Origin of the sequence: Halapricum desulfuricans (assembly GCF_017094525.1) — an archaeon.
GTDB lineage: Archaea > Halobacteriota > Halobacteria > Halobacteriales > Haloarculaceae > Halapricum > Halapricum desulfuricans.
This window is the reverse complement of record NZ_CP064788.1, coordinates 2,698,840-2,710,222: the sequence shown is the minus strand read 5'-3', so window position 1 is coordinate 2,710,222 and position 11,383 is coordinate 2,698,840. Positions and strand designations below refer to the sequence as shown.

General features: G+C 63.3%; 16 protein-coding genes and 1 pseudogene. 9 read left to right on the top strand and 8 right to left on the bottom strand.

Going from position 1 to position 11,383, the window contains the following annotated elements:
- Positions 1-171: 171 nt before the first annotated feature.
- Together HSR122_RS13885 and HSR122_RS13880 are read left to right on the top strand one after the other, a co-directional pair.
- Positions 172-303 (top strand): annotated as a pseudogene (locus tag HSR122_RS13885) (zinc ribbon domain-containing protein); the annotation flags it as partial.
- Positions 304-358: 55 nt separating this feature from the next.
- Positions 359-520, top strand: a complete 162-nt coding sequence (locus tag HSR122_RS13880) for a hypothetical protein (RefSeq protein WP_229110396.1) — start codon at positions 359-361, stop codon at positions 518-520.
- Positions 521-552: 32 nt separating this feature from the next.
- Here the strand turns inward: HSR122_RS13880 and HSR122_RS13875 are convergent, their stop codons facing one another.
- Positions 553-1,062 (bottom strand): coenzyme F420-0:L-glutamate ligase, encoded by a 510-nt coding sequence (locus HSR122_RS13875; RefSeq protein WP_229110395.1) that lies wholly within the window; start codon positions 1,060-1,062, stop codon positions 553-555.
- A 127-nt stretch (positions 1,063-1,189) separates the two neighbouring features.
- Positions 1,190-1,813 (bottom strand): riboflavin synthase, encoded by a 624-nt coding sequence (locus HSR122_RS13870; protein ID WP_229110394.1) that lies wholly within the window; start codon positions 1,811-1,813, stop codon positions 1,190-1,192.
- Between the two features lie 109 nt (positions 1,814-1,922).
- Between HSR122_RS13870 and HSR122_RS13865 the strand changes: the two genes are divergently transcribed.
- The gene (locus HSR122_RS13865; RefSeq protein ID WP_229110393.1) at positions 1,923-2,162 is read left to right on the top strand and encodes a DUF7533 family protein; all 240 of its coding nucleotides are present in this window, start codon (positions 1,923-1,925) and stop codon (positions 2,160-2,162) included.
- A 478-nt stretch (positions 2,163-2,640) separates the two neighbouring features.
- Here the strand turns inward: HSR122_RS13865 and HSR122_RS13855 are convergent, their stop codons facing one another.
- The 4 genes from HSR122_RS13855 to HSR122_RS13840 all read right to left on the bottom strand — a co-directional run bounded on the left by HSR122_RS13855 (position 2,641) and on the right by HSR122_RS13840 (position 6,291).
- On the bottom strand, positions 2,641-4,344 hold the full coding sequence (locus HSR122_RS13855; protein WP_229110392.1) for a histidine kinase N-terminal 7TM domain-containing protein: 1,704 nt from the start codon (positions 4,342-4,344) through the stop codon (positions 2,641-2,643).
- 223 nt (positions 4,345-4,567) lie between these two features.
- Entirely contained in the window at positions 4,568-4,999 is a 432-nt protein-coding gene (locus HSR122_RS13850) for an Hsp20/alpha crystallin family protein (protein ID WP_229110391.1), read from the bottom strand.
- A 61-nt stretch (positions 5,000-5,060) separates the two neighbouring features.
- Positions 5,061-5,864, bottom strand: coding sequence for a prephenate dehydratase (gene pheA / locus HSR122_RS13845; RefSeq protein ID WP_229110390.1), 804 nt, complete (start codon positions 5,862-5,864; stop codon positions 5,061-5,063).
- 112 nt (positions 5,865-5,976) lie between these two features.
- On the bottom strand, positions 5,977-6,291 hold the full coding sequence (locus tag HSR122_RS13840) for a hypothetical protein (RefSeq protein ID WP_229110389.1): 315 nt from the start codon (positions 6,289-6,291) through the stop codon (positions 5,977-5,979).
- A 174-nt stretch (positions 6,292-6,465) separates the two neighbouring features.
- Between HSR122_RS13840 and HSR122_RS13835 the strand changes: the two genes are divergently transcribed.
- From HSR122_RS13835 to HSR122_RS13825, 3 genes are all read left to right on the top strand, one after another.
- The gene (locus tag HSR122_RS13835; protein WP_229110388.1) at positions 6,466-6,819 is read left to right on the top strand and encodes a UPF0175 family protein; all 354 of its coding nucleotides are present in this window, start codon (positions 6,466-6,468) and stop codon (positions 6,817-6,819) included.
- Complete coding sequence (locus HSR122_RS13830) at positions 6,816-7,322, top strand: twitching motility protein PilT (protein WP_229110387.1); 507 nt, start codon at positions 6,816-6,818, stop codon at positions 7,320-7,322. Before HSR122_RS13835 ends, HSR122_RS13830 begins: the two co-directional genes overlap by 4 nt.
- A gap of 93 nt (positions 7,323-7,415) precedes the next feature.
- Positions 7,416-7,703, top strand: coding sequence for a hypothetical protein (locus HSR122_RS13825; RefSeq protein WP_229110386.1), 288 nt, complete (start codon positions 7,416-7,418; stop codon positions 7,701-7,703).
- A gap of 36 nt (positions 7,704-7,739) precedes the next feature.
- On the opposite strand, the gene HSR122_RS13820 is transcribed toward HSR122_RS13825, so the two are convergent.
- On the bottom strand, positions 7,740-8,759 hold the full coding sequence (locus HSR122_RS13820; protein WP_229110385.1) for an NADP-dependent oxidoreductase: 1,020 nt from the start codon (positions 8,757-8,759) through the stop codon (positions 7,740-7,742).
- 73 nt (positions 8,760-8,832) lie between these two features.
- Positions 8,833-9,963, bottom strand: coding sequence for a serine hydrolase domain-containing protein (locus HSR122_RS13815; protein ID WP_229110384.1), 1,131 nt, complete (start codon positions 9,961-9,963; stop codon positions 8,833-8,835).
- 201 nt (positions 9,964-10,164) lie between these two features.
- Between HSR122_RS13815 and HSR122_RS13810 the strand changes: the two genes are divergently transcribed.
- From HSR122_RS13810 to HSR122_RS13800, 3 genes are read left to right on the top strand one after another with little or no spacing between them, the layout of a single operon-like run.
- A complete protein-coding gene (locus HSR122_RS13810; RefSeq protein WP_229110383.1) occupies positions 10,165-10,542 on the top strand; it encodes a Rid family detoxifying hydrolase in 378 nt (125 codons plus the stop codon).
- Between the two features lies 1 nt (position 10,543).
- The gene (locus tag HSR122_RS13805; RefSeq protein WP_229110382.1) at positions 10,544-10,744 is read left to right on the top strand and encodes a hypothetical protein; all 201 of its coding nucleotides are present in this window, start codon (positions 10,544-10,546) and stop codon (positions 10,742-10,744) included.
- A 50-nt stretch (positions 10,745-10,794) separates the two neighbouring features.
- Positions 10,795-11,343: a KH domain-containing protein gene (locus HSR122_RS13800; RefSeq protein ID WP_229110381.1), complete on the top strand. Its 549-nt coding sequence runs from the start codon at positions 10,795-10,797 to the stop codon at positions 11,341-11,343.
- The last annotated feature ends 40 nt before the right edge of the window (positions 11,344-11,383 follow it).

The following is an 11,383-nucleotide window of genomic DNA, read 5'->3' as shown; positions in this document are numbered from 1 at the left end:
GCCGTCGACGGAACGCTGGCATTCTTGATGGACACGACCGGGACGGCACAGCTCTTTCGGCTCGCGCCCGACAGCGGCGAGGTCCACGCGATGACCGATATCCCCGAAGCCAAGCACCGCTGGGGCGGCTGGAGCCACGACGGCGAGCGGATCGCCTTCACCTCGAACCGCCGGGCCGACCTGTACGGGTGTCACGTCGTGCAGGTCGAACCCGAGGGGACAACGAAAGAGTGCGCTCGATGCGGCGTGGCGACGGCAAAGCCGATCTGGGTCAGGGACCACTCCTGTCCGAGAGCAGGATTCTCCGCGCCACCGTGCGCGGGGAACATTCAATATCGTATCGGACGCACCCGCTAGTATGCCAGTCGACAGCGCAATGTGTCCCCACTGCGGGACGAGACTGACCGGCGACGACCTCGAGAAACTGGAAGTCGGAAGCGACAGCATCGCGCCGATGGGGGCGGGCAAAAAAAGCGACACGCTCTACGTCTGCCCCTCGTGTGACGCCATTCTGGGGTGACCAGCGATCAAATCCGGCATGCCCGGCGATAGCTAGAACCACTCCCGGGCCTTCAGCTGGGTCGTCAGCTGGATCGTCTTCCGGAGCCCGCGCCGGATCAGCCCGCCCGAGTTCGGCACGCCCTCGCCGGACTCGTACTCCAAGCCCCGGACGACGACTGGAATCTGTTCGTCGGCCTGCCCGAACAGCAGCGCCGACCCGGCGGCGAGTTCGCTGGCGATCATGTCCATCCCGTCGATCTTCGGCTGGCCGTAAAGGTCGGTCCGCCCGAAGTTGCTGTCGACGACCTGAATCCCGGAACAGCCGGTCGCGAGATCCATCGACCCCGGGCCGAGGATCTCCGAATCGGCCAGCACGACCGCCAGCTCGGCCCCAGTCCGCTCCTTGAGGGCCGTGCGAATCCGCCGGGCGCTCGCGTCCGGATCCTCGGGCAACAGCGTCATCGCGCCCTCGGGCGCGTTCGACCAGTCGATCCCGGCGTTCGTGCAGAGTCGGCCGTCCCGGTCGGTCACGAGCGCCGACGGCAGCTCCTCGATCGCCACGCACCTCACGTTTCTGTCAACTGTCACGGGGAGTAGTTGTCAGGATTATATGAGAAATGGCCCGCTCATGTCCGCCGGTTTGCGCTGTTGGTAGTCAGGTAATCGCCAGTCGCGGGCGCTCTCGCGGTCACTCCTCGGTCGCCTGTGCGACCCAGCCGGGCTGCTGGTCGTCGGCCTCAAGCATCCGCTCGACGTACTTGGCCATCACGTCGACCTCGACGTGGACCGGATCGCCGACCGCCTTCTGAGAGAGAGTCGTCACCTCGTAGGTCTCGGGGATGATCGCCACCTCGATCGAGTCGGGGTTGCGCGCGGCGATGGTCAGCGAGATGCCGTCGATGGCGATCGAGCCCTTTTCGACGAGATACTTGTCGTGCTCGTCGGGGATCGAGAACGTGAAGCGCCAGTCCTCGCCGACCGCCTCGATGTCGAGAATCTCGGCGGTCCCGTCGACGTGACCCTGGACGAAGTGGCCGTCGAAGCGGCCGTCGGCCGGCAGCGCGCGCTCGAGGTTGACGCCGTCGCCCTCCTCGAGCTGGTCGAAGAAGGTCCGATCGAGCGTCTCCTCGGCCAGAAACACCGAGAAGTCGTCCTCGCCGTACTCCTCGACGGTCAGACAGACGCCCTCGACCGCGATGCTCTGCCCGCCCGAGAGGTCGTCGAACGGCGACTCGATGGTGAGTCGGCGGCCGCCCTCGGTGTCGGTGATCTCAGTGACCGTACCCGTCGTCTCGACGATGCCGGTGAACATGTCCGACCGTTCGGCCCCTGCCGGCGAAAGCGTTCCCCTTCGTTCTCACGCCGGGAGAACGCCACCGCCGAGCGGTGTGCTTTTGTCGCTCGCCGGCCAACACGCGCCGATGGCAGGCGTCGTCGAGACGGTCGAACGGATGGCCACCGCGCTGCTCGTCGTCCCGGTCGCCGTGGCCGGCGCGCACCTGTTGGTCGGCGGGCAGACCAGCGCGGGTGCCGCGCTGCTGGCGATCGCGGCCCTGATGGTCGGGATCTCCGAGTACGTGAAACGGCCGTCGGACGTGCCGGCGTCGGCCGCTCAGCGAGTCGTCGGCTGGGTCGCCAAACCGCCCGACGAAGACGAGTGAACTATCCCACCCTGCTCGCGCTGACGTGCTCGCTGAGGGTGGGGCTTCCTGCTTCCACGACGCGCTTTGCAGGAACAACCGCAGTTCCCGTAGGGAGCGCAGTCTCCACAGGCGATGACGAATCGCTGCGCGATTCGTTCGCACACCGGAAATCGAGCGTCTCGTCAACGGCAGACAGAGCAGGCAGTCAGGCCGATGGCACGGTCCGTGTCCTCGGAAACCGACGGTTTCCGGGATGCTGAAAACGCGCAGCGTTTTCAAGCACGGTTCGAGTGGGACGACCACGAATGGTCGGAGTCACCACGCTCTCACCGCCCGAAGAACAGCACACAGACCCGAGTACGGTCTACCACAACAGGACTGTTGCCTCCGGCGATCTTCGACTGGCTGAGACTCCCACGGAGGAAACCGCGCCGTCGTCGAGTGTCGCCGACTGCCTGCTGGACGTAGTCCCGTTCTGTTCACGGCGCGGAGGATGTCATTGGGGATATCGATACGCTTTCTGCTGTCCGGTGGTCGCCTTACCGACAGTCTGGATATCCGTAATCTCGAACCGACAGCCGCCGTCGGGACCGTCCGTGACGCTGATCGTCCAGCCGTGGGCTTCAACGAGCTCGGCGACGATATTCAGCCCCAGACCGGTTCCGCCTTCACCCGTCGAGTAGCCTGCAGAAAACACACGATCACGGTCGTCTTCCGGGATACCGGGGCCGTCATCCTCCACGTAGAACCCCCCCGTCGGTAGTGCTCCGACGACGACGGTGACATCCTCGCCCACGTGATCGATAGCGTTCCGAAACAGATTCTCAAAGATCTGTTGGAGCCCTTCTGGGTCGGCCTCGATTCGTAGTTCGGTCCGCGTCGAAAGGGTTGCATCGCCGGTTTCGACGACCGACCACGCCTTGTCAGCGATGGTATCCAGACACACCTCCTCAGGGTCGTCGATCGCCTCGCCCTGACGCGCCAGCGTTAACATATTCTCCAGCAGACTGTCCATCCGTTTTACCGCGTCGTTGATCGTATCGAAGTGTTCCGGATCGTCGGTTTCCTCGGCCAGCTTGGTGTGACCTGAGATCACGCTCAGCGGGTTGCGTAGATCGTGGGCGACGACGCTGGCGAACGCGTCGAGTCGCTCGTTTTGGCGTTCGATCCGCTGGATGTACTCTCTGCGTTCGGTGATGTCCTGTAGGACGACAATGTGTCCGTGTGTCGTGTCGGCGGTGATTGACGACTGGCGCATTTCGACGATCCGTGTGGTCTCGCCCCGTTCGACCGTCAGTTCCCGGGACTCTTGATCGGTGTCGCCCAGTTCCTCGTACTGTGGCAATACGTCGCTTCCAGGACGGCCAATGGCGGTCGAATCGAGCGCGAGTATCGCCTTTGCCGCCGGGTTCAGATCGACGACTCGGTCGTTGCTGTCGAAGACGACGATCCCTTCTTGGATACTCTCGAACGTCTCCTCTCGCGCAATGGGCGTGAGATCGTGGACCCGGTAGCGAAAGACTGCGACGCCGAACAGGAATGCAGAGATCGACAACGATATCGGCGTGTAGTTGATCCCGGATGGCTGGAGTCCGAAGACGTGGACGAGATTAACAACGAACGGGACGGCGACACCGACCAGTAGCAGACTGGAGGCGCCCCGAAACACCCGGTTCTGTCGCAGTCCCGTCCGGACAAGCACGTACCCTCCCGACAGCAGTAACACGTACGAATAGGACAAAAAGAGCGCGTACACTGGACCGTGCTGGACATCGAGCAAAAAGATGTCTCCGGACCGCCTGAGTGTGATAGACGCGAGTGCGAGCGACTCAGGGTTCGTCGGTAGGGTGACCAACAGCGTGGCGGGGATCACAGCAAGCCCACCGATTCTCAATAGTGAAAGACGGTCTTCGAGTCCACCGTACCCCAATGAGAACACAAACCACGCCAGCGGGACAGTGACACCGCCGATGTGGAGGAGTTTGTATGCGAGAAGTTTTGTCCCCAGCGTCGTACTGGCGATCTGAATCCCGTAGACGGACGTCCATACCGCGACTGCGAGGTTCAATACGACGAACCCACCGATCTGATAGTCCCATTCCTGAAACGGAACCGTATGTGCCCCATACAGTGCCCACCCAACTGCGACGATCGCCGCAAAAAACAGAAGGATCAGATACGGGGAAAACTGCCACGCCATGCAGATTTGTCTGCACTACGCTCACTTGATATGTGTGCCTTTATTCTCACTTTTGATATTCAAATCGGCAGTATGACTACCGACCTCTCATACGGTCGGTTGTAACGATTTACCGGTACGATCGCATAACGGATGCGATCGCTCTGGAACAGACTTACAACCGACCGTATCACAACGTGAGGCCGGAGGCTCTGCCTCGAAACTGCTGAAGAACCACAGACCGTTACTCGACCGGGATCGACCGCCCCTCGTCGTCGGGGTGTTGTTTTCGGAGCGTGACGGTCAGCACGCCGTTCTCGTAGGCCGCGCTGGTGCCGTCTTCGGTGATCGGATCGGGCAGCCGGATCGACCGCTCGACGGCCTCGTGGGATCGCTCGCTCCGGACGTAGACGCCTTCCTCGTGTGCTTCGACCTCGCGTTCGCGCTCGGCGGTGATTCGCAGCGTCCGCTCGTCGGGCAGCGTCACGTCGATGTCCTCGGTGTCGTAGCCGGGCAGGTCGACGACGGCGACCAGGTCGTCGCCCTCGTCCCGGAGATCGACCGCCGGCCCCGAGAGCCGACCGCCGAACTCGACCGGATCGACGTTCGAAAACTGCTCGCTCAGTCGGTCGAACATCCGCTCGATGTCGTCGAAAGGATCTGATTTAGATGGCATGATCGGTCGCTAGTACGTTCCGTCTCGACTTAATGTTGATGGCGAGAGGTCAGAAGGTGGGCTACGAGACGACGTGTTCGGTATCGTACGAGCCGAGCCGGCGGACCCAACCGTTCTCGGCGAGGGTCTCGATCTCTTCGAGGGCGGCCTGCGTGCGGTCCTCGTAGAGGCCGGCCTGGAAGTCGACGTGGAAGACGTAGTCGCCGAGGCGCTCCCCGCTCGGTCGTGATTCCAGCCGCGAGAGGTTGATATCGCGCTCCGCGAACGGTTTCAGCAGTTCCAGCAAGAGCCCGGGATAGTCGGAGTTCGGGTAGATAACGATCGAGGTCTTGCCGCCGGCCGGCGAGCGCTCGTCGGCCCCGGCGATGGCCAGAAACCGCGTCGCGTTGGACGTCTTGTCTTGGATGTCAGTCGCGAGCGTCTCCAGGTCGCCCGCGTTATCGGGATGAGCGATCGCAGCCACCGAGTCGTCCTCGCGGGCGCGTTCGACCCCGCGGGCGGTCGAAGCGACCGCCTCGAGTTCGACGTCGGGATACTGCTCCTCAAGGTAGCCCCGACACTGAGCCAGCGCCTGGGCGTGACTGGCGACGGTCTCGAACGACTCCCCCCGGGCCAGCAGCGCGTGGCGGATCGGGGTGATGATCTCTCTGACGACCGCGATGTCGTACTCGGCCAGCGCGTCCAGGCTCTCGGTGACGCTGCCCTCGATGCTGTTCTCGATGGGGATCACCCCGCGATCGTACGCGCCGTTTGCGACCGCCTGGACGATTTCCGTCACCGATTCGGTGAACTCGATATCTTCGGAGACCGACTGTGCCGCCCGGTGTGAGTAGGTCCCGCTCGGCCCCAGCGTGAGCGTCTGCATACGTCACGATAGACCGTAGGCCGTCAAAAACCGCCCGGTGTCTCCGAAGAGACGGCGCGATACCGCTGCAACCACACGAGTCGTGTGATCGATCCCGAAAGGACGACGGCGATCACGCCGGCCCCGACAGCAGGACGAATCCCGCGACCGCCATGTACAGCCCGACGACGGTGCCGACGATACCGATCGCTATCAGCACCCGATCCGAGAGATCCGGCGTCGACAGTCGGTCCGAGTCGACCACGACGAGCCCGCCGATCGCGAGCAGCGTCGCTCCCATCACCAGCTGGACGAGCGACAGCACGGGCAGCTGCGACCCGTTGACGTACTGGCCAGCGCCGAAACTCACGTTGCCGACGCCGAGGACGAGCAGCCCGATCCCGTAGAGCCGACGCGGAACCACCACTGAGCCGACCGAACGCGCCATGGCTGGCGTCTCCGGGCGGTGTGATGTTAAACGCTCCCTTCGGTGTCCGACCCGAGGTAAACCAGATATCGATATATAGAATTCGCTCTGTCAGTAGTGAGGCCGGCCTCTCAATGCATATGGCAGCCTGGCGCAGTTCATAAATAGTATGAAGCCGTAGTTTTGGATAGAACGATGACGCGAATCACCGGTTCTTACCCAGATGACCTCGACCTCCTCATCGAGGGTGCTGTTGAGGCTGGTGTGTTCGGGGGCAAGAGCGACGCGTTGCGCGAATTTGTGCGTGAATACTTCGAGGACCACGAGAACGAACGGATTGCAGCTGCGGTCGCCCTCTACGAACGCGAGCGGATCACACTCGGTGATGCTGCGAGACTCGCTGATGTCGACCGCTGGACGATGCGTGAGATCCTCCGTGAGCACGGCGTTGAACTCCGCCTCGGACTCGCTGACGAAGACGATGCAGCCTACGAGGGAGAAGCAGCACGCGAACTCGACTTCGACGATGCGGACTCACGTGCGAAATGACAGATGACGACCTCCCAGCGAGCCCGAGCGTCCTGAACACGACTGTCCTCTCGAATTTTGCGTACATCGATCAACTGTGGGTAGTTGCTGACCTCTCTGGAATCTGTACGGTACCCGTCGTTCGTGAGGAACTCGAACACGGCGTTGATGACCACCCATATCTCCAGAGAACACTCGATACACTCGATGACGAAATCCCAGTCGCGACGATTTCGGATACTGTCGCAAACAGAGAAACCGTTGTTGGTGGGCATCTTGATCCCGGGGAAGCACAGGCATTTGCCCTCGCCGACGCACACGACGGTCGACTGCTCACAGACGACGGAGATGCCCGGTCGTTTGCGAAAGACCAGGGCGTGACCGTTGTCGGGTCGGTTGGCGTGCTGTTGGCTGCAATCGATGCTGGGAAGATCGATGAAGCCACTGCTGACGAGTGGCTGTCGACGTGGATCGATGAGATCGGCTACTATGTCCCGTATCAAACGATTTCGGAGTATCGATGACGGGCTTAGTGTGCCGTGATGTTGAAAGTCTCGCCTTCCCCCGCATGGCGTTCGGGCGCAGATGACTTCCGGCCAGGGAGCGAACGAACACCCATGTCCAGCGGTTCCGATTCGGGGAGTGTTCGCGTCTGGCTCGTTGAGCGAACGTACTCCGACGACGAGCAGAACCTCATCATCCTCACCTACGCGACCACGGACGGCGAGCGCTACTACCGCAAGGAGCGGGCGCTCACCTCGTTCACCGACGCCCGCGACACGACGGCCGCCGTCGACGCCGACCCGGACAATCTCGGTTCCGTCGACAATTCCGACCGCCGGGAGCAATACGCGAGCGAAGCCCGACGGATGCGGGACGCACACGAGCCTGGCGACGTGATTTGACTGCCCGGCAGACGGACGACGTCGATCCCGGCCGGATCAGAGCCCGTCCGCGGAGACGGCGACGACTTGCTTGCCGATGTTGTCACCGGCGAAGAGTCCGAGGAACGCGTCGGGCGCGTTTTCCAGCCCGTCGACGACACTCTCGCGATGAGTGATCTCGCCGGCGGCGACCCACTCGCCGAGTCGCTCGCTCGCCTCCTCGAACCGGGAGGCGTAGTCGCCGACGAGCAGCCCCTGAACTTTCGCGCGCACCGAGATGAGCTGGGGGAGTTTCCGCGGCCCGGTCGGGACGCCCTCGTCGTTGTAATGGGCGATCTGTCCGCAGACGGCGACGCGGGCGTCGAGATTCAGCCGCGTGAAGACGGCGTCGGTGATCGGGCCGCCGACGTTGTCGAAGTAGACGTCGACGCCGTCGGACGCGGCATCGTCGAGTGCCGCCCGGTAGTCGTCGACCTGTTTGTAGTTGATCGCGGCATCGAAGCCGAGGTCCTCGGTGAGCCACTCGACTTTCTCGTCGGTGCCCGCGAACCCGACGACGCGACAGCCGTTGAGCGTCGCGATCTGGCCGACGACGGAACCGACCGCGCCCGCGGCACCCGAGACGACGACGGTGTCTCCGGGTTTGGGCTCGCCGACCTCCAGCAGCCCGAAGTACGCGGTCCGACCGGGCATGCCGAGGACGCCGAGATACGCCGGCAGGTCCGCGACCGACGGGTCGACGGGAGCGACGCTATCGGCGTCAAGGACGCTGTAGTCCGCCCACGTCCCGTTGCCGGTCACGAGGTCGCCCGCTTCGTAGGCGTCGCTCTCGCTCTCGACGACCTCGCCGACGACGGCACCCGCCATCACGTCGCCGACGTCCCACGGTTCGGCGTACGACTCGGCGTCGCGCATTCGGCCTCGCATGTAGGGATCGACCGAGAGGTAGCGCACGCGCACCAGGAGCTCGCCGTGGTGTGGCTCCGGGACGTCGCCCGCACGGAGTTCGAAGCTGTCCATGTCCGGTTCGCCGTCGGGGCGCTGTGCGAACACCCACTCGCGGTTCGAGTCACGCATATGCCGTCTTGCGGTCTCGCACCGAAAGCAGTTCCCCTTCCAGCAACTGCGTCGGTGACGGAGACATGCCCCGCTACTCCAGGAGTGCGAGCCGCACAGCGTCGGACAGCCCGGCGACGCGGGCGGCGTGTTCCCAGGATTCCTCGCGGATGCCGTTGGTCACGTAGGCGAACCCGACGTTCAGTTCCGGATCACCCCATCCGAAGACGCTGCCGAGACCGGCGTGACCGAACATGCGTTCGCGGCTGAGCGACCCGAACATGTCGTTTGCCAGGCCGCCGGTCCAGAACCCGAGGCCGTAGCGTGCCGGCCGCGAGAGCGTGCCGTCCGAGTCAGCTTCGGCGTGCGTCCGCGTCGCCTCCGCAACGGTCGTCTCCTCCAGGAGGCGAGTCCCGTCGAGTTCGCCACTGTTGGCCATAGCGGCGTAGAACCGCGCCATGTCGCGGGCGGTCCCGATCCCGGTCGCAGCCGGGACCACGGCGCTCTGGACGCCCTCGTCGTTGAACGCAGCTGCCGATTCGGATGCCGGAATACCGAGACCTTCGCCCGGATCACAGCAGCGGTCGAACACCTCGAACCCGGTGAGCGTGGCGACGTCGTCTGCATCGGGCGCAAGCCCGATCGACGTCCGCGCCATCCCCAGCGGATCGAAGACGTGCTCGGCGACGTATTCCTCGACGGGCTGTCCGCTAAGGCGACGGATGAGTTCGCCGACGAGCCAGCCGTAGTTGAACGTGTGGTAGGCCGGCTGCTCGCCCGGCTCGAACACCGGTTCGATGTCTTCCATGGCCTGGACGACCGCGTCCCAGTCGCTCCACTTCTCGGCTTGCTCGTCAAATTCGCCGTAGGGGATGCCAGCCGTATGACTGAGGACGTGCCGAATCGTGATATCGGCTTTCCGTGTGCCGGGGTCAGCGAAGCCGGGCCAGTGCTGGACGACCGGGTCGTCATACTCGGCTTTGCCGTCCTCGATCAGTTGATGTAGTCCGACGCCTGCATACGGTTTCGTGCACGAGAAGAGCAGATGGCGGGTTTCGGAGGTCGTCTCTTCGCCCTCGGGTCCGGTCGTGCCGCCTGCGAAATCGACGACCAGCTCGCCGTCGACGTAGACCGCGAGTTGCGCACCGTGATGCAGGCCGACAGCGAGCTGACGGTCGAATGCTGCTCTGAGTTGCTCGTGATCGCTCTCGGTGATCGATTTCATACATATTAATAATGTTGATCGGGGCTGATTGACGTTTCGGTGTCGATACGGAAGGGCGAAGAGCGCCACCCCAAGCAATTTCATATATCGATTATTGATTTATTACAGATAGTCACTGCCCGTCACCAGACAAGCGAGGTCTGCCAGCAAGAAGTCGAGTAGCGGCCGACATTTATGGTCGATCCCCGCGACTGTACACGCATGCGCCGCATTGTCAATACGGACGACGCCCCGGCCGCGGTCGGAGCCTACAGTCAGGCGACAGAGACGGACGACCTCGTGTTCACGGCGGGGCAGATCCCGCTGACGCCGGAGGGGGACCTCCTCGATCACACCGCGATCGACGTCCAGACCGAACAGGCTCTGGAGAACGTCGAGGCGATCCTCGAGGCGGCAGGTTCGAGCATGGACGACGTGCTGAAAGTCACGGTCTACCTGACCGACATCGAGCAGTTCGAGGCGATGAACGACATCTACGAGACGTTCTTCGAGGCGGAGCCGCCGGCGAGAAGCGCCGTCGAGGTCGCCGGCCTGCCGAAAGACGTCGACGTCGAGATCGAGGCCGTGGCGACGAAGTAGCATGGATCGAACGCACCGGGCCGCCGTCCTGTGGGGCGTGATCGGGACGCTCTCGTTTCTGGTGTTGCTGCAGGGCTACGAGCTGCTGGCCGACCGACGAGTCAACCTGCTCGTGAAGTTCGGCGTCGCGGTCGGCGTCGGGGTCGTGACCACCGCCGTCACGCAGGGCGTCCAGACCAGGCTATCGGCTGAGCCACGGTAGTACGACTGCGGTACCGAACGCTTATCCAGTTTCGTCGCATAGCGTCGCTCATGCAACACGTGAAGATTCCGCAGGACCGGATCGGCGTTCTCATCGGCGAGGGTGGTGAGACGATGCGTGAGATCGAGTCCCGGGCGGAGGTCCGTCTGGACATTGACAGCGAGAGCGGCGCGGTCAAAGTCGAGTCGGTGGGCGATCCCGTGACGGCACTGAAAGGCCCGGATATCGTGAAGGCGATCGGGCGCGGGTTCGCGCCCGAGGACGCGCTGGCGCTGCTGGAAGACGAACTGATGCTGTTCGATGTGATCGACATCGGCGAGGTTGCTCGCAACAAGAAGGACCTCAAGCGGATCAAGGGGCGACTCATCGGGGAGAACGGACGGACGCGAGAGTTGATGGAGGAGCTGTCCGGCGCGTCGGTCGCGATCTACGGGTCGACGTTCGGGATGATCGGCGATCCCGAACAGGTCGAGGCTGCCCGCGAAGCCGCCGAGATGATCATCGAGGGCGCACCGCACGGATCGGTCTACTCGTTCCTCGAACGCAAGCACAACGAGATGAAACAGCGCGGGATGGACTACCACCAGTTCACCGGGTGAATTCGGCGGTTTCGCCGACGAGACGCCGCTTTTCTCGGAA